This is a genomic window from Rhizobium sp. KNZ2-6A (genome assembly GCF_056755475.1).
Window position 1 is genome coordinate 79,548 of sequence record NZ_JBNDIC010000017.1, and the last position, 17,707, is coordinate 97,254.

Here is a 17,707-nt window from a genome sequence, read left to right on the forward strand (position 1 = left end):
AAACATGATCTCACTCCGCAGCCATGGCACGTTGGAGTTCTGGAGCATTTTGCTCCGTAAGGTGTGTGTCTCCCTTAGTCGGCTTGATGCGGAACCATGTGGCATAGAGAGCAGGAAGGAACAGCAGGATCATTACGGTCCCGACCGCCGTACCGCCGATCAGCGTGTAGGCCATCGACCCCCAGAACACCGAATGGGTAAGAGGAATAAAGGCAAGAACGGCCGCAAGGGCTGTCAGCATGACCGGGCGGGTCCGCTGCACCGTCGCCTCGATGACGGCATGATAGTCGTCGAGACCGGCTGCCTTGTTCTCCTTGATCTGCTCGGTCAGGATCAAGGTGTTGCGCATGAGGATTCCCGCCAGCCCGATCAATCCGAGAATGGCGTTGAAGCCGAACGGCTGATGGAAAAGGAGCAGGACCGGAACCACGCCCGCAAGGCCGAGCGGTCCCGTCAGCATGACCATGGTCATGGTCGACAGGCTGCGGACCTGCAAGACGACGACGATCAGCATCGCGGCAATCATCGCCGGGAAGATCTGGACGAGGGCGACATTGGCCTTCAAGGATTCCTCGATGTTTCCTCCCATCTCGATACGATATCCGGCTGGAAGCGAGGCGATCAGCGGCTGAAGCGCCTTCATCACCTGCTGCGAAACCTCCGGAGGCTGCGTTGCCTCGTTGATATCGGAGCGGACGGTAATGACAGGCGTCCGATCACGCCTTTTCAGGATCGGCTCTTCAAACCGGATTTCCGACTGGCCGATCTGGTCGAGCGGAACCTGCCTACCATCCCGGCTCATCAGCGAGAAATCTGCCAGTCTTGACGGATCGAGCCTGTTTTCGCCGGCACTGCGCGCAATGACAGGCACGTTGCGGATATTCTCGCGAACCTGCGTGATCGGAATGCCGCTCAGCAACAATTGCATCTGCTGGGCTGCTTCCGCCGGCGAGAGACCGATGAGGCTCAGCCGATCCTGGTCGGGAACGAAACGAAGCACCGGTGTGCGGTTGCCCCAGTCGCGGTTTGCCTGCCGGACATCCGGTATGCCCTTCATGATGTCGAGAGCCTTCTCCGAGATCTGATACAATTGCTTGGGATCAGGCCCCATGATGCGGAACTCGACCGGGAACGGCGTGTAGGGACCGAAGACGAGCTGCGTAACACGGACATAGGCTTCGGGAGCGAGCCCGTCCGAGACGGCCGCGCGGAGGCGATGCTTCAGGGCTTCGCGTGTCTCGGCGTCAGGGGTCAGCACGACGATCTTCGCAAAGGATGGATCCGGCAATTCCGGCGCCATGGCGAAGAAGAAGCGAGGAGCGCCCTGCCCGACATAGCTGGTGACGGTCTTTGCCTCAGGCTGCTTCTGCAGCCATCCTTCGAGCTTTTCAACTGTCGCCGTCGTCGTCTCGATGCTGGTGCCCTCGGGCAAGCGGACCTCGACCAACACTTCGGGGCGATCCGACGTCGGGAAGAACTGCTGCTTGACGGCTCCCATGCCAACGACGGAGATCCCCATGGTGATGCCGACCACCGCACATGTGACGAACTTATGCCGCACGACAAACTCGATCATCCCCCGAAGGCGACGATAGTTCGGCGTATCGTAGATGGCGTGATGACCGCCTTCGACCGGCTTGATCGCTGGCAGCATCTTGACGCCAAGATAGGGCGTGAAGACCACGGCGACGATCCACGAGACGATAAGGGCAAAGCCCACGACCCAGAAGATGTTTCCAGCATATTCGCCGGCGGTCGAGCGGGCGAAGCCAACCGGCATCAGCCCGATGATCGTCACCAGCGTACCGGACAACATGGGTGCCGCCGTGTGGCTCCAGGCATAGGCCGCCGCCTTGATGCGATCCATCCCCTCTTCCATCTTCACCACCATCACCTCGATGGCGATAATAGCGTCGTCGACCAGAAGACCGAGCGCCAGGATGAGCGCGCCGAGGGTGATGCGGTCGAAGAATCGTCCCGTCTCCAGCATGATGAGGAAGACGACGGCCAGTGTGAGTGGAACGGCCAGAGCAACGACGATGCCGACACGCCACCCGAGGCTGATGAGGCTCACGAACAGCACGACGCCAAGCGCCATGGCGAATTTCAGCATGAATTCGCCGACCGCTTCCTGGATGTTGACGGCCTGATCGCTGACCTTGGCGAGCGTCATGCCGAGCGGCAAGGTTTGTGCGATCGTCCCAGACCGCTCTTCCAGCGCCTTACCGAGTTCCAGCCCGTTCCAGCCCTGCTGCATCACGACGCCCAGCATGATCGCAGGCTCGCCGTCATGACGAATGAGATAGGTGGCCGGATCTTCGTAACCGCGCCGCACTTCGGCGAAATCCGAAAGCTTCAACGTGCGCCCGCCTGCGACAATCGGTGTGTCGGCGATCGCCTGGATGCTGTCATAAGCGCCATCGAAGCGAATGAAGACCTGCGGGCCGCGCGTATCGATCGAGCCTGCCGGTGTCACGGTGTTTTGCCGCTGCAAGGCGGCCGCGATGTCCTGTGCCGAAATTCCGAGAGTGGCCAGCTTGGCATAGGAGAATTCGACAAAGATCTGTTCAGGCCGCTCTCCAAGGATGTTGATCTTCTTGACGCCCGGCACATGCAGAAGATCCTGGCGGATCACCTCCGCCTGACGCACGAGGTCGCGCATCGGCATGCCCTTGGCCTTCAACGCATAAAGACCGAAGCTGACGTCGGAATACTCGTCGTTGACAAAGGGACCAAGCACGCCCTGGGGCAAGTTGCGTGCCTCGTCTCCAAGCTTCTTTCGGGCCTGATAGAACTCCTCTTCGACCGCCGTGGGCGGTGTGCTGTCCTTCAGCGTAACGGTCAGGAAAGCATATCCGGGCCGCGTTGTTGTCTCGACGCGGTCATACCATGTGAGCTCCTGGAGGCGTTTCTCGAGAGGCTCTGCGACAAGATCTTGCATTTCGCGCGCCGTCGCGCCCGGCCATGCGGCCGTCACGGTCAAGGTCTTGATGGTGAACGAGGGATCCTCCGCCCGTCCAAGCTTGGTGAAGGCATACACGCCGGCGGCGGCAAGCAAGACGATGAAGAATAGGGTAACGGCTCTCTCGCGAACGGCGAGCGCGGACAGATTGAAACTCATTGGTTGGCCGCCTCTGCCTGTTCTACCTTGGTCCGCACGCTCGCACCGTCCTGGAGGAGATGCGCTCCGAGAGCGACAATCGGCTCGCCTGCCTTGAGGCTGGAGACCACCGCGATCTCCTCACCCATCTTCTCGACCGTTACTTGCCGGAAGTGCACGGTCGACGATTTTTGGTCAAAGACCCACACGCCACTGCGGCTGCCGTCGTCAAAAACAGCGCCAACCGGCACCGCGGCATGCGCCTGACCGGTATCGCTGGCGATTTTGACCGTCACCGTCGCGCCGAGTGGGGCCGAGGCTGCGGCGCCATCCAGGACCCAGCGTGCTTCATAGGTGCGGGTTTGAGGATCGGCGGCATCCGAGATCTGCCGAAGCCGCGCCTTATCTTGGCGGCTTTCGTTGCCGTAGATGCTGGCTTCGGCTAGGTCCCCAATCTGGGGCCGAATGGATTCCGGAAGCCAGACCACAGCCTCGCGAGGCCCGGCCTGGGCGAGCCGGATGACCGTCTGTCCAGCCGTGACCACTTGCCCCGGCTCTCCGAGCGTTTCGACGACGGTGCCATCGGTATCGGCGATCAGCAGTGAATAAGTTGCCGCGTTTTCGGCGACGCTTGCATCGGCTTGCGCTGCGGCAAATTGGGCAGTTGCGGTGTCCAGAGCTGCTTTTGCCTGTTCATAACGCTGCGGAGAAGCGGCCGCCAATCCGTTTTTCACCAAGGCGGCGTAGCGTCTCTCGTCAGCTTGCGCCTGGGTGAGGACAGCTTGAGCCGCAGCGACCGCGTTGCGTTTTGCGGCAAGCGCCAGACGCAGGTCGGTCTCATCGATGCGCATCAGGGGCTGACCGGCCTTCACCTGCTGACCGACGTCAACATAGCGCTCCATGATCTTGCCGGGCACCCGAAATCCCAGATTGCTTTGCACCCGAGCGGCGATCGTGCCGGTAAAGGTGCGTGTCATCGTGTCCGGCCTCTTTGCATCCACCAAACTGACGATGGGCGGCGCGACGCGGGGGTCCGTGGCCTGTGCCCTTCCTTCCGAGGACTCGGCAAGGAGAACGAACGCGGTAGTGCCAACGGCCACCAATATGCCGACGGAGGCGAGGAGAATTTTGCGATTCATGTCATTTGACCCTTGTTGACGGGCGCAACAGTTAAATTAGATTGCGATCTAACTCTAAATGTGTTATAGATGTCAAGTGAAATCTAAATGGAGATCGATATGAGAGTCAGTCGGGCTCAGGCAGAGGCAAATCGCGAAGCGGTCATCAACGCGGCAAGCCGGCTCTTCCGGGAGCATGGATTCGATGGGATCGGGCTGAAGGACCTGATGAAGGGCGCCGGCCTTACCCAGGGCGCATTCTACAAACAATTCGCATCGAAGGACGATCTTGCCGCGCTGGCGTCGAGGCGAGCGATGGAGAGCGCAACGCGCAGGTGGTCGACCGTTGCAGCCGGAAGTTCCGATCCCCTTGGGGCGGTTGTCGGCATCTATCTTTCGTCCGATCACCGGGGAGAAACAAGCGATGGATGCCCGCTTGTGGCGCTTGGCTCCGATGCGGCTCGCCAGAGTGAAGAAGTACGAGCGCCTTTCCAGGATGGCATTGAAGCGCATCTTCAGATTCTCGACGAATTGATCCCGGCCGCGGACGGCTCGAAACCCTATGACAAAGCGATGGCTGTCTTGTCACTGATGGTGGGCGCCGTAACGATCTCGCGCATCATGACGGATGAAGGCATGTCGCAGCATGTCCTCGAAACCGCCGCTGATGCGGTCAGGCGCATCACGAACTGCGCCGAAGAAGAATAAGATATCGGTTCTGGGAGTATCCTGTCTTTTGCAGGACGCTGCCTTCCGGAGTCACCATCAACCTCATGTCGGCCGGTCTCCCGGCTCCATGAAAGATTGACCGCTAGAACACATGCGCCGTATCGTGATCACAGGCATGGGCGCCGTCAGCCCTCTCGGAGCCAATGTATCGACATCCTGGACTAGGCTCCTGGCCGGTCGCTCGGGCATCCGGCGCCTTCCAGACGAGGTTGTGGGAGATCTGCCCACAAAAATTGGTGGCATGGTTCCATCCTCGGAAGAAGATCCTGAGGCCGGCTTCGACCCGAATACCGTCTTTGCCCCAAAAGATCAGCGCAAAGCGACCGCTTCATCCTTTTTGCTCTGGCGGCGGCGGAAGAGGCCCTCACGCAAGCCGGCTGGAGACCGGTGTCGGAGGTGGATCGCCTGCGCACCGCGACAATCATCGCCTCCGGGATCGGCGGCTTTCCGGCCATAACCGAGGCGGTACGGACAGTCGACCAGCGAGGTCCCCGTCGTCTGTCGCCATTTACGATTCCGTCGTTCCTGGTGAACCTGGCGGCTGGCCAGATTTCGATCCGCCATGGTTTCAAAGGTCCGCTCGGCGCACCGGTCACCGCCTGTGCCGCCGGCATTCAGGCGATCGGTGACGCGGCACGCCTCATCCGCGCGAACGAAGCCGACATCGCCGTGTGCGGTGGAGCGGAAGCATGCATGAACGTTGTCAGTCTCGGTGGTTTCGCAGCCGCTCGGTCTCTGTCCACCGGCTTCAACGACAAGCCGGATAAGGGCTCGCGCCCCTTCGACATGTTGCGCGACGGCTTCGTCATGGGCGAAGGTGCCGGCATTCTTGTCATTGAATCGCTGAGCCATGCGCTTGCCCGCGGCGCGAAACCGATAGCCGAACTGGTCGGTTACGGAACAACAGCAGATGCTCATCACGTCACCTCCGGTCCCGAAGACGGGGGTGGTGCGCGCCGAGCCATGGAGATCGCGATTGCCCAGGCCGGCATCTCCCCGGGTGAAATTCAACACCTCAATGCGCATGCGACATCGACGCCGGTCGGCGATCTCGGCGAGATCAATGCCATCAAGAGCGTCTTCGGCGCCGATTCCTCGATAGCGGTAAGCGGTAGGAAGTCGGCGACCGGCCACCTGCTCGGCGCCGCCGGCGGTCTCGAGGCCATCTTCACAATCCTGGCCCTGAAGGATCAGGTGGCACCGCCAACCTTGAACCTGAACGCTCCCGATCCGGCCGCGGATGGGATAGATTTCGTGGCAAACGAATCCCGCTCAATGGAGATCGATTATGCGATTTCCAATGGCTTCGGCTTCGGAGGCGTCAATGCCAGTGCGATATTCCGGCGTTGGACGGACAAACTGGCTGGCGGTTGAGCCGGTGGCGCTCACGACGAACAGGCGCAAATAGCAATTTATTGGAGATTGGTAATGACGGCGACCCGAAACATCGTTGAGCTGAAGCCCAAGATCACTGTGATCAGTGTCGGTGGTGGCGGCGGAAATGCTGTCAACAACATGATAGCCGAGGGTCTTCACGGCGCAGATTTCGTCGCCGCGAACACGGACGCCCAGGCGCTAGTTCAATCAAAAGCATCTCGCATTATCCAATTAGGCGCGAACGTGACTGAAGGCCTCGGTGCTGGTTCGCTCCCGGACGTCGGACGCGCCGCGGCCGAAGAAACTATCGATGAAATCATGGACCATCTGGCCGGGACACATATGTGTTTCGTGACCGCGGGAATGGGTGGTGGAACCGGAACCGGTGCCGCGCCTGTCATCGCCCAGGCCGCGCGCAAGGCCGGTATTCTCACGGTCGCCGTCGTTACGAAGCCGTTCGTATTCGAGGGCGCCCAACGGATGCGGGCGGCAGAACAAGGCATCGAGCGCCTCAGCGAGTGCGCCGACACAGCACTGTATCTCGCGGACCGCGTTCTCGTCATGGAGCCCAATCCGGGTCGCATCCGCGACGTCGTTGAGGTCGACCTACCGCGGCCGCGGGACCGCGGTGATCCGGGTATCGCCGAACTCAAGCGCAGGTGCTTAGCTACGTTGGTTTGAATGCAATGCCTGGTGTCGTTTGGCACTTGATAGGGTCTTCCTCACTTTATCCGGTGGTGGAATTTGCGGTGGGCGAGTTCCATCACAGATCTCCGCTATGTGGGAAGAATGGGTGCAACTTGCCGCCACACCCACCTCTTTTCTGCGGGAACTATGAATTTGAACCTGGCGTAATGATTTTAAATTTCGGACATCTTCTTTGACTTTCCGTAGGCATTCCTCAAAGCAAACGCCACCTTGGGCGGCCGATCGACATTACAATGGGATGCCAACGGCTGAATATTAGAGTTTTCAACTGGATCAGGCGCAAATAGAAACGGCTATGCTGGTGGGTGACCAGCTAGACGCATCCCGTTGCTCTCGAGGGATTCCGAATGCATGACGCAGGCAATGAGTCGGAGAGGTGATGTCACATTATTTCGGCTTAACAGTTGATGGGTAACTGGGCGCGGATGAGCTCGCCGACAATCAGCTACAAGAACCACCGCTTTCCACCACAGATCATTGCCCATGCCGTGTGGTTCTATTTCCGGTTTCCTCTGAGCCTGCGGCTGGTCGAGGAAATGCTTCTGGAGCGCGGCATCATCGTGTCCTATAAAGCGATCCGGCGCTGGCGCGGCAAATTTGGCTCGGCATATGCGACGCGGTTGCGCAGAAAGAAGCCTTCCCGAAAGGATATCTGGCATCTGGAGTTGGTGATTTCCATCGGCGGTCGGAAGCATTGGCTTTGGCGCGCCGTCGACCAGGATGGATATGTTCTCGACGAGATCATCCGGGCCGGTCGCGACACCAAAGCGGCCAACGGTTGCTTGTCAGGCTGCTGAAGAAGCAGGGCCTCACGCCGAAGCGGAACCTCACCGGAGCCGCGCGGTCTTTGCGTGCTAGGCTGACTGCCCGAAGAAACCAGCCATGTAAACGAACCGCCCGTTGCCATCCGGCCTGACAAAATTATATCCGGTCGCTACCTTCATCCCATCCGGCTTGTGCATGGTCCAAATCGTCAATAACTCGCTGTGATGGATGAAAATCTTCTCCGTTTCGAAATAAGTGCCTGGCATCTTTTTCTGGAAGTCTTGAATATGAGCAATGAGACCGGTGCGGCGCTCACCTCGACCTCCAGGATTTGTGAAGACGATATCGTCAGCGACGCTTTGCTGAAGCAACCGTTCCCGTTCGTCGGCGTCGATAGCCCCATAGGCCGCAAGATATGCCCTCCAGTTATTTTTCAATCCTTCATGACTCACTTTAAAATCCCTCCAAAGTAGCAATAGCCGCCATGACTACCAGGCCACTTGGATGTAGGGCCGATCTGATGTACTGTCGATAATTGAAGATATATCTACGATTATCGAAAGTCTAAATTTGGCGGACGTGTTGCTTGACATCATGCGAATTCTTCGTCCGCGAGCCGTACTCTTCGCCGGTGTGGACGCGTCAGGAGAATGGGCTCTCGGATTCCGTGAGCGGAACGACCTTCTCTTCTGTTGGGTGGAACAGGGGGAATGCCTCGTTATTCGGCCAGATCATCAACCGCTCCTGCTCAGGCAGGGAGATTTTCTCCTGATCCGGGCATCCACGCCCTTTAGGCTCGCCTCGAGCAGCTCCGCGATTGCTGTCGATAGCGAGACTGCCGTCATGTCTTCAAAGAGCAAGCGACTTCGGCTCGGCTCCGGCGCGGACCGACAGTCTACGCTTCATGCTGGAAAATTCATTGTTTCTACAGCGAACCACGATCTCCTTGAGGAGCTGCTTCCGCAAACTGTGGGAGTCTCGGCTTCCGACCCGTCTGTTGGGCGGATCCGAGCCCTACTGGCGATGAACGAAGCGGAGGCCCGTTCGCCTGGACCGGCAAGCGAATTCGTGATCATACGGCTGGTCGAGCTGATCCTTGTCGAAATCCTCCGGAGCGGCTTTGTCAGCATAAATGCGGAAAAGAAAGGGCTCCTGGCCGGACTGGCCGATCGATACACGGAAAGAGCCATCGTCGCGATGCACCGAGATGTCGCACGCAACTGGACTGTCGCCGAGCTGGCAAAACTCTGCGGTGTGTCACGAGCGGGCTTCGCAACAAGATTCAGGCGCATTTTCGGCGTGGGACCGATCGAGTACTTGCTGCGATGGCGCATCGCATTGGCGAAGGACGAACTCCAGAACGGTACGAAGACGGTTGCGCAGATCGCGTTTTCCATAGGATTCGGATCATCGAGCGCCTTCAGCTCGGCTTTCACAAGGACAGTCGGCTGCTCTCCCACTCAGTTCGCGCGCGCATGCGGGACCGAGGCAACCGAGGCACTGCAATCTGATCGGACATTGGTCAGGGAGTGAGTGCCAAGGCTGCCGCCATTAAAGGTGGCCATCATGGTGCGAACCTTAGGGCCTGCCTTATGTCAGGACCCTGGACTCACGCCCGCTTTTCGATGAGCTCCAGCGCCGGCGCGCCGATCAGGGGAGCCAGCCGCTGCTGTATCGCTACAATGTTGGCGAGTGGCCGCCACTGGACCGACATGCTTGTGATACGGCCGTCCTCGCCGATCCGCATATCGTCCACGCCCGTCACTTCAATACCGCCAGCCCGGATGCGCAGCATCACCGCAGCGCGTTTGTCGCCCGCGATGACTTCTTCCGTCGTAAATGAGTCGACACCCGAGTGCAGCACACCCAACACCTTAATGACAGCATCGCGGCCAACGAATGGATCGACGACAAACGGGCTGAGCAGCACGATGTCGTCGCTTAGATGTTCGCCAAGTTTGTCCACCTCGCCGGCGTCCATGGCGTCCAGAAATGGCTTTACATGTCGCATATCCATGCCGATTTTCCTTCTGTTGATTTGGAATAAATCGCACGACGCCTCCCGCCCTTGTAGCGCCGGACTAGGCGTGACAGTATTGACACCATGTCAACACCAACACTCAGTACAATTCAGTTACAGTGCTTCGTGCGGATCGTTGACACTGGATCATTCGCCGAAGCAGGTCGGCAGCTGGGCTTGTCCACGTCGGGCATCTCGAAGACGATCGCACGCTTGGAGGAGATGAGAGGAGTGCGACTGCTCAATCGCTCGACGCACTCCCTTTCCTTAACGCCGGAAGGTGAGGAGCTTATCGGACTTGCCCGCGAAGCGGTTCGCAGCATCGAACAGGTGGACACAGCCTTAACAGCGGCAGCACGAGACGGTGCCCACGGTCGCGTCCGAGTCGGAGCACCAACCGCTTTCCTCAGCGCCTGCCTTGCTCCCTTGACTGCAGCCTTCAGGCGCGCGCATCCCGATATCCTGCTCGACTTACGTGGTAGCGATCAGATGATCGACTTGGCCGAGGATGGGGTGGACATTGTGCTGCGTGCGGGAGCTATAGACGGCATCCCTGGGCATCTTCAGCGGACGCTATTCGACTTTGCATGGGTCGCCTGCGCGTCGCCCGCCTATTTATCCAACCGAGGAAAACCATCGGCGCCCAGCGACTTGTCAAATCACGATCTTATCGGCTTCCGCAACCAACGTACCGGGGTCGTGGATGCGTGGCGCTTCGGCACCCGTCATGGTGATGGTTCCGAATTGCGATGGTACCCGAACCCCACATTGATCCTCGACGATGCCAACTCCGTTGTCCAAACAGCAATTGCCGGAGCCGGCATAGCGTGGGCGCCCCACTGGTTGGTCGCCGACGCATTGCGGGCCGGCAGCTTGTCTCCCGTGCTTGATGAATGGGCATGCGAACCAACAACGATGTGGATGATCCGTCGAAACCATACGCTTAACCCGACGCGAATGGATCGCGTCATGACGTTCTTCAGGAAGAACGTGGCGGCATTCCGCTAACATTCTACCCCGATCACGTCGCTGGCGCAGGCAATATTTTCACGAGCTTCAATAGGAATTCCGCGACCTAACCGGGGATGTGACCCGCGCAACCTACATCCTTCATGAAGGCGAGCAGCAGCTCGCTCAGCCGAACCGGCTGCTCCTGCTGGATCCAGTGACCGGCGCCGTCGATCAGCTCGATGCCAGCCATCTTCGTCGCTGCCTTCGTCCTCATGATATCGAGCGCGCCCGGCGCCGCATAGGTGCCCCAATCGCTCTTCCCGCCGACGAAGAGTGACGGGACATCGATCGTCCTGCCCGAAAACAGGCGCAACTCGGCATTCAGGTCAGGATCGGAATAGACGCGATAAGTCTGCAGCGCGCCCTGAAATCCGGTGCGGCCATACTCCTCCGTGTACACGCCAAGTTCCGGATCGGTGAGCCATTTGCAGGATTGGATCTCGGCCGCGGAAGGCTGGAATGGAGCGACAGTCTCGGGCATCGTCTTGCCGAGATCCATGACGTAGTAGGTGGGCATTTTTGCGAGCTCTATGGCGCTTCGCGCCTGCAGCGGATGCGGCTGGTTTCCCGGCCAGTCGGCACTCTTGACGTAGAAAAAGGCACGAAGAAACGCGTATAAGCCTTGAGGCGGGTGCCACATGTCATTGTTCGCCTGCCGCCCGCTCAGGTATTGCTGATAATACTCTCTCGGCGGATCGAGCGCCGCCAGCGCGGCCGCCAGCTTTTGGTTCTCATTTTCGGTTGCGCCGACGATGCCTCGCTTTCCGCGATGTTGAACGGAAGCGCGGGCGGGCCGGGGAACGGTGCGCTCATCAGCACCACCGAGGGAAAGACGTCAGGCCGAGCGAGCGCGCAATAAGCCGCTACGGGTGAGCCGAAGTCGTGCCCGACGAGCATCGTCGTGCGCCGATACCCCAGCGCCGAAACCAGTCCGAGGGCGTCGCGCGTCATATTCAAGAGGCTGAAGGGCGCGAGCGGGGCATCATAGCCGTTCACCCAACCGGTGGTGCGACCAAAACCTCGCTGATCGGGCGCCACGACACGGTACCCGGCGTCAGCCAGCATCGAGATCAGATGTCGCCAGCCGTAAGCCAGATCCGGAAAACCGTGCAGAAGCAGCGCGAGCGGCCGGCCGGGGTTTTCATAACCGGCCTCGAGAATATGGACATCAAGGCCGTTGACCCCGTGGATCATGCGCGAGCGGACGCCCTTGGGAAGCGTTCCCTCGCCATACGGTGATGTAGTCAAATCACTTCCTCCTATGGGGTTTGCGCGGGCCGATCGAAGTGAAGCCGCAGCCAGGCTGGCAGCGCCCATAGCCAGGACGGTTCGTCGGGACATCGATGGTTTGAAACGAATGGGATGACTCATGTGCCGACCATTTTCTATGGTGATCACCATAGTATGGCGATCACCATAGCTACGTCAAGCGAACCGTGTTATGTTTGTTGCATGCCACGTAAGACTGACGCCCGCGCTAACGCAATTGCCACCGCCCAAAGACTGTTTCGCATCCAAGGCTACACTGCCACCGGATTGACTCAGATCATTGAACAAAGCGGTGCGCCTAAAGGATCGTTCTACTTTCACTTCCCACGCGGCAAGGCACAGCTCGCAGAAGAAGCGATCGATCAGTACGTTGCGAGCCGAATTGCGGTTTTGCGGAATATCTCTGCTAATACGACAGGAGATGTTCGGAAATTTGTTCACCAGATTTTCAGCACATTCGCGGCCGAAATGGTCGCCACTGATTTCCAGTATGGATGTCTCATGCAAAATCTAGCGAATGAACTGCCCGCGCTCGACGCCGAGCTGACCAAACGGGTAGCGCGCGGATTTGTCGATTCGACCGAGATTATTGTGGAGCATTTCAGGCAGTGCGGCTTTGCCCCCGCCCGCGCATCCTCTACCGCAGCCGCTTTGGTAGCTGCCCTCGAAGGTGCGCGAACGATCGCACGCCTGGAACGCACGCCGGCTATATTCGAGGCGCTAGCGGATGTTAGTGTCCAGAGGTGCTTACCATCAGCATGACTGGGGGCCGCGTGTTCTCGAAAAATAACGTCACGACATCTGTGCTGCCGCACGAACTTGATCGCTCCTGGCGCCCACCCGGTTAAAGGTCTGGATGCAGGTCTCTGACGGTGCTCACGCTTTCCAGCTGTGACGCGACTGCCAGGATCGTCGATTCCGCCAACCAACTGCCGACGATCTGGACGTTGATCGGCAGACCTTCCTTGCTCGTGCCGAACCGCATCGAGATTCCCGGCAAGCCGGTGACGTTGAGTGGCACGGTCGCGCCCTGAAGGTAGGTGGCATCGACTACCTGGCCATTGATGATGAACTCCTCCTGCCCGTGCTTGTGGGCCGGGAGGGGCAGCACCGGCGTAATCAGCGCGTCGAACTTCTGGAAATATTCGGCGAAACCATCGCGGAGACGCTCCGCCGCCTGCTCAGCCTCGATGAAGTCCGCCATCGCGGTGTCGGGCAGCGACAGCATCGTCTTGGACATCTTGTACATCCGGTCTTCCTGCCCGGCGGTTGCCTCCGCGAAGGCCCGCTTCATCTCCATCACATGGATGCGATTGAAAACATCAAGCGCGAAATCTCTTTCGAGTGCCGGGATGCGGACCGGCTCGACATGCAGCCCGAGGCTTTTGAGTGCCTCGGCAGCTGCCTCGACCACCTTGGCGACTTCCGGATCGATCGGCCCGAAGCCCGGTTCGACCAGCCAGCCTACCCGAAGCTGCCGATAGGGCTGACGACCGATGCCAGCATCGAATTGAACCGTGCTCGTCGCGAAAGCGTCCTCGCCGTCGGGGCCGGCAAGCTGCGATAAGGCGAGTGCCAGATCGCGGATGCTGCGCGCCATTGGACCCACATGCCAGAAGCGGCGGGGCGCGCGCGGATAAATGCCCGTCATCGGGACACGGCCATGCGTTGCCTTGATGGACGAGATGCCGGTCTGGGCTGCCGGTCCGCGTACCGAGATGGCGAGATCGGTGCCGAGGCCGATCGGCGACATGCCCGCCGCAATCGCTGCCGACTCGCCGCCGCTCGAACCGCCCGGCGTTCGCGTCAGATCCCAGGGATTGTTCGATCGACCGGTAAGGAGATTGTCGCTTTCGATCCAGTAGGAGAATTCGGGAAGATTGGTCTTCGCAAGCAGGATACCGCCGGCCCTCTTCATCCGTGCGACGCTGGTCGCGTCAGCATCGGGCGTGCGGCCTTTGAAGATCGGAGAGCCGCGCTGCGTCGGCACGCCGGCGGTATCGATCGAGTCCTTGACCGTGAACGGAACACCGTGAAGGACGCCGAGCTCGTCACCCGCGCGAACCGCGGCGTCTGCCGCTTCGGCCTGTTCCAAGGCGTCATCAGCGAGCGTGACGATCGCGTTGACCTTCGGATCAACCGCCTGGATTCGGTCCAGATGGGCCTTGACGACCTCGACCGCTGAGACTTCGCGGTTGCGGATCATGTCAGCGAGCTTGGTCGCATCCGAATAGATGATGTTCTCACTCATGGCTTTCTCTCTTTTCCGGCTTCGTCCCGCTCGATGCGTAACCTACCTATCGTTCGTTAGGGCAAAAGATAAGTCCTTTTCTTTTTGCACGTCAAGCCCTATCTAACACTTGGTAGGGAAATGATTACTCAATGTTGGGCGCTGAGATGACGACGACGAATTCAAAGGAAGCGATCCTGGCCGCCGCCAGGCAGATCGCTCAATCACATGGCTATAGCGGGCTGAACTTCCGCGATCTCGCAGACCAGGTCGGGATCAAGGCGGCGAGCATCTATCATCACTTCCCTAGCAAGGCGGGGCTCGGTGCGGCGGTTGCTCGGCGCTACTGGGAGGATACCGAAAACGAGCTCGAAACCTTGCTCAAGGAGGCGGCCGATCCGATCAGCGCACTGCGCCAGTATCCGAAGATCTTCCGACGATCGCTGGAGAGCGACAATCGGCTTTGCCTCTGCAGCTTCATGTCGGCCGAATATGACGACCTTCCGGACGAGGTGACGGCAGAGGTTCAGGCCTTCTCCGACGTGAACGTGACCTGGATCAGCAAGGTGCTTGTCGCCGCCGGCGCGGCGCGCCCGGAAAACAGCGAGGCGCAGGCCCGCGCGATCTTCGCATCGGTTGCCGGAGCTCAGCTCATGGCGAGAAGCCGCTCCGACATCTCATTATTCGACACGCTGATCGAAAGCTACCGGGCCACCGGGCTCCTGCCGGCATAGGTGGTATGGCCGTCGCGACCGCCTACCCTTTGCTGTCTTCAGGTGTGGTGAGAAGCCGAACGTCGAAGCATAGATCATCGCGATAATTGCGGATATTCGGATCACACGATATCGGTGACAAAGTCGTCGTGGCTTCGTCGGACCTTCTTCAGGTGCACGAGCCAATCGCCCTCTGGGGCTCGATATCCAATCGGCAGCATAACGACGCTGCGCAGCCTCCTCGATCGCAGGTCCAGTATCTCGTCAACCGCCGCCGGATCGAAACCTTCCATAGGTGTCGAGTCCACCTGTTCGAAGGCCGCCGCGAGGACTGTAACGCCCAAGCCGATATAAGCCTGCCGGGCAGCAGCTTGATGATTGGCCTCTGTTCCCTGCGCGGCAACGATAGCAAGCAGTTTCTGGCGATAATTTTCCCAGTCCTCGTTCCTAAAGCCTCGAACCTCGTTGGTGAGGTCGAACATCATGTTGACGCGATCGGCAGTGATGTCGTCCCAGGCAGCAAAAACCAGCAGGTGCGAGCAGTCAGTGATTTGCGCCTGATCCCAGGCCGCAGCTCGAATTCTCGCGCGGATTTCGGGGTTGCTTACAACAAATAACTCGAACGGCTGAAGCCCGCTCGACGTGGGTGCTAGGCGCACGGCCTCAACAATGCGCAAGAGCGTGTCGGGGGCGACGCTCCTGCTCGGGTCGTACTTCTTGGTCGCATAGCGCCATTCCAAACGGTCATTAACAGTCGTCATCGCATTTTTCCTCTTTCGTCTCGCGTCCGGCGGCGACCGCGTCGCTGCCGTGTCGAAACACAGATAGTCTCACCAAAGAGCTAGGAATATTGGGGTTCGCCGCACTATAATGCTGCAATGTGTGCAGCAATCTTGCTTCCGTGTGGGCAATCTTGAGGCGAGCCGATAATCATGCATCTGGAACAAGCGCGGACCTCGGTCCGCTGATTGACGCGCCGAAGCTCCCCTCGCGACATAGCAGGCTTCCGGTGTACTCGCCTCGGCCAAAGCCACCGCGTCGGCACCGGCGGGAATCTGTACGGGGCTTGAGAGATCGTTCACCGCGCGCCACACCGCTTCTGCGACATCCTGCGAAGGGGTGACCGGCCGCGGTTGGCTGAAGCGGGCCATAAAACCCTTGACGAGCTCCGCATAGGCCTCGTGGTCGAGACCCTGCATGCGCGAGCCGCCATTCTCGGCGAAGCGGGTCTCGGGTGCGCGCTCCGGTAGCACGATGCGCGCGCGTATGCCGAACTGTGGCGACTTCCAGCGCCATGGACTCGGTGAATGCGTTCACCGCCGCTTTGCTCGCCGTGTAGGCCGCGACCAGCGGGAGCGCCCGCAGCGTCACGTTGACGCTCGCCCCCGCCCGGCGCTCCCTGAACTGCGGCAGACGCAGCCCGTGTTTCGCGCGCAAGTGCACGGCGGATCGGATGGACTGTTCGCAAGCGTTTCGGCGTCTTTTCAGTGAATCAGTGAACCATTAACCATATGAATTAACATTATTCTTCCGCCATAGTGAATCGAAGTTGGCTATTGCTTCCGTTGCTCAGGCAGTGTTTTGTTGGACTTATGACTATCGATAAGTATCAAATATCGATAGTGATATGACCTACAATCAGGCAAACGTCGTTTTTGCACCTATTATCGCGCAGAATGTCGATTTGCGGGCTATGGCACGGTCTGCGCGACGAGAGAGCGAATCCAGTTCCCCGAAGAAACCATCATGAGCGTCACCGTCAAGGTCGCAGAGGCCAAGGCCCATCTCTCCGAATTGTTGGCCCGCGTCGAGGCCGGTGAAGAGGTCATCATTTCCCGCGGCAACAATCCGATCGCCGTGTTGTCGCGCATTGGCAAGGAGAACGATATCGACAAAACGATTGCCGATATCAGAGCGATGCGTCAGATGGCCAAGCCGGGTCACCCAAGAGGAAATTCGCGCGTGGCGCGACGAGGTGCTCGAAGCGAAGGCATCCTGATTGTAGGACTGCTTGAACATGAACATCGATCGGGACTCCGGTGTGTCTCCGCCGCGAACGAATGATCCGTTCGCGCGCAAGCGCTCAACGCGCCGAAAAGAACCAACGCCGATCGATGTCCCATCGGACTTGACGGCTCAGGGCCGGCGTGCTGTGTGGCCGATGCCACATACGCGCGCGGCGTCTCTATGACGAAGATGGGTTGCCACGATCATAAGGATCCCGCTGCCGACTAAAGGCCGAGACCTCGGAAGGATGGTGTCCGCGGGTCAACGATTGGCGGGCTTACCGGACCACGTCTCAACCATGCCGAGGAGATCAACGCGCTCGATGCTATCCTCCCCTTCGATCGCCGCGACCAACTGGCAACGCCACTCACGGACGAAGAAGTCGCTACTCTAAACATCTTGCCAGGAAAGGCATTGGCTACAATACGCTGAGAGCGCTAGCCTCCATCCTCGGCTACATCGAGGCCTGATGCGGGCTTGCGACCGGCACGCCCCTCCCCTGGCCAGCGCCTGAATCGTTGCTGCTGAAATTCGTCACCTATCACCTCTGGGATTCCGCCAAACTTGCGGAAATCCCAACCACGGCACGCCGGCTTAGGTTGAAGTCGGCTACGTTTCCAGGGATTGCAGCGCGTTGATGGTCCGCATCGCCCGGTGCGG

14 protein-coding genes and 5 pseudogenes are annotated in these 17,707 nt (G+C 59.4%); 10 read left to right on the forward strand and 9 right to left on the reverse strand.

The window, feature by feature from the left end; genetic code table 11:
- Positions 1-10 precede the first annotated feature (10 nt).
- Positions 11-3,121 carry an efflux RND transporter permease subunit gene (locus ACPYOP_RS14250; protein WP_481411025.1) on the reverse strand — a complete coding sequence of 1,037 codons (3,111 nt, stop codon included), beginning with the start codon at positions 3,119-3,121 and terminating at the stop codon, positions 11-13.
- Positions 3,118-4,239: an efflux RND transporter periplasmic adaptor subunit gene (locus ACPYOP_RS14255; RefSeq protein WP_481411026.1), complete on the reverse strand. Its 1,122-nt coding sequence runs from the start codon at positions 4,237-4,239 to the stop codon at positions 3,118-3,120. Before ACPYOP_RS14255 ends, ACPYOP_RS14250 begins: the two co-directional genes overlap by 4 nt.
- Positions 4,240-4,338: 99 nt before the next feature.
- On the opposite strand from ACPYOP_RS14255, the gene ACPYOP_RS14260 reads away from it, so the two are divergent.
- The 4 genes and pseudogenes from ACPYOP_RS14260 to ACPYOP_RS14275 form a co-directional block, all read left to right on the forward strand.
- A complete protein-coding gene (locus ACPYOP_RS14260; protein WP_481411027.1) occupies positions 4,339-4,926 on the forward strand; it encodes a TetR/AcrR family transcriptional regulator in 588 nt (195 codons plus the stop codon).
- 136 nt (positions 4,927-5,062) lie between these two features.
- Positions 5,063-6,321 (forward strand): annotated as a pseudogene (fabF, locus tag ACPYOP_RS14265) (beta-ketoacyl-ACP synthase II).
- 54 nt (positions 6,322-6,375) lie between these two features.
- A pseudogene (locus tag ACPYOP_RS14270) lies at positions 6,376-6,882 on the forward strand (cell division protein FtsZ); the annotation flags it as partial.
- A 575-nt stretch (positions 6,883-7,457) separates the two neighbouring features.
- Positions 7,458-7,888, forward strand: a pseudogene (locus tag ACPYOP_RS14275) (IS6 family transposase); the annotation flags it as partial.
- Here the strand turns inward: ACPYOP_RS14275 and ACPYOP_RS14280 are convergent.
- Positions 7,887-8,249 (reverse strand): nuclear transport factor 2 family protein, encoded by a 363-nt coding sequence (locus tag ACPYOP_RS14280; RefSeq protein ID WP_481411028.1) that lies wholly within the window; start codon positions 8,247-8,249, stop codon positions 7,887-7,889. The pseudogene ACPYOP_RS14275 and the gene ACPYOP_RS14280 sit on opposite strands and share 2 nt — an antisense overlap.
- A 127-nt stretch (positions 8,250-8,376) precedes the next feature.
- Here ACPYOP_RS14280 and ACPYOP_RS14285 point away from each other — a divergent pair, with 127 nt between their 5' ends.
- A complete protein-coding gene (locus ACPYOP_RS14285; protein WP_481411059.1) occupies positions 8,377-9,330 on the forward strand; it encodes an AraC family transcriptional regulator in 954 nt (317 codons plus the stop codon).
- Positions 9,331-9,406: 76 nt separating this feature from the next.
- On the opposite strand, the gene ACPYOP_RS14290 is transcribed toward ACPYOP_RS14285, so the two are convergent.
- Entirely contained in the window at positions 9,407-9,814 is a 408-nt protein-coding gene (locus ACPYOP_RS14290; RefSeq protein ID WP_481411029.1) for a nuclear transport factor 2 family protein, read from the reverse strand.
- An 87-nt stretch (positions 9,815-9,901) separates the two neighbouring features.
- Here ACPYOP_RS14290 and ACPYOP_RS14295 point away from each other — a divergent pair, with 87 nt between their 5' ends.
- Entirely contained in the window at positions 9,902-10,825 is a 924-nt protein-coding gene (locus ACPYOP_RS14295; RefSeq protein ID WP_481411030.1) for a LysR family transcriptional regulator, read from the forward strand.
- 67 nt (positions 10,826-10,892) lie between these two features.
- On the opposite strand, the gene ACPYOP_RS14300 is transcribed toward ACPYOP_RS14295, so the two are convergent.
- Positions 10,893-11,345: an alpha/beta fold hydrolase gene (locus ACPYOP_RS14300; protein ID WP_481411031.1), complete on the reverse strand. Its 453-nt coding sequence runs from the start codon at positions 11,343-11,345 to the stop codon at positions 10,893-10,895.
- 146 nt (positions 11,346-11,491) lie between these two features.
- Entirely contained in the window at positions 11,492-12,022 is a 531-nt protein-coding gene (locus ACPYOP_RS14305) for an alpha/beta fold hydrolase (protein ID WP_481411032.1), read from the reverse strand.
- Between the two features lie 258 nt (positions 12,023-12,280).
- On the opposite strand from ACPYOP_RS14305, the gene ACPYOP_RS14310 reads away from it, so the two are divergent.
- Complete coding sequence (locus tag ACPYOP_RS14310) at positions 12,281-12,859, forward strand: TetR/AcrR family transcriptional regulator (RefSeq protein WP_481411033.1); 579 nt, start codon at positions 12,281-12,283, stop codon at positions 12,857-12,859.
- An 82-nt stretch (positions 12,860-12,941) separates the two neighbouring features.
- Here the strand turns inward: ACPYOP_RS14310 and ACPYOP_RS14315 are convergent, their stop codons facing one another.
- The gene (locus ACPYOP_RS14315) at positions 12,942-14,348 is read right to left on the reverse strand and encodes an amidase (protein WP_481411034.1); all 1,407 of its coding nucleotides are present in this window, start codon (positions 14,346-14,348) and stop codon (positions 12,942-12,944) included.
- A gap of 146 nt (positions 14,349-14,494) precedes the next feature.
- Between ACPYOP_RS14315 and ACPYOP_RS14320 the strand changes: the two genes are divergently transcribed.
- Positions 14,495-15,061: a TetR/AcrR family transcriptional regulator gene (locus ACPYOP_RS14320; protein WP_481411035.1), complete on the forward strand. Its 567-nt coding sequence runs from the start codon at positions 14,495-14,497 to the stop codon at positions 15,059-15,061.
- 101 nt (positions 15,062-15,162) lie between these two features.
- Here the strand turns inward: ACPYOP_RS14320 and ACPYOP_RS14325 are convergent, their stop codons facing one another.
- Together ACPYOP_RS14325 and ACPYOP_RS14330 are read right to left on the reverse strand one after the other, a co-directional pair.
- Entirely contained in the window at positions 15,163-15,801 is a 639-nt protein-coding gene (locus tag ACPYOP_RS14325) for an NAD(P)H-dependent oxidoreductase (protein WP_481411036.1), read from the reverse strand.
- 169 nt (positions 15,802-15,970) lie between these two features.
- Positions 15,971-16,483 carry an SDR family NAD(P)-dependent oxidoreductase gene (locus ACPYOP_RS14330; RefSeq protein ID WP_481411037.1) on the reverse strand — a complete coding sequence of 171 codons (513 nt, stop codon included), beginning with the start codon at positions 16,481-16,483 and terminating at the stop codon, positions 15,971-15,973.
- A 303-nt stretch (positions 16,484-16,786) separates the two neighbouring features.
- Here ACPYOP_RS14330 and ACPYOP_RS14335 point away from each other — a divergent pair.
- Positions 16,787-17,039: pseudogene (locus ACPYOP_RS14335) on the forward strand (type II toxin-antitoxin system Phd/YefM family antitoxin).
- Between the two features lie 275 nt (positions 17,040-17,314).
- Positions 17,315-17,611 (forward strand): annotated as a pseudogene (locus tag ACPYOP_RS14340) (integrase); the annotation flags it as partial.
- Positions 17,612-17,707: the final 96 nt, after the last annotated feature.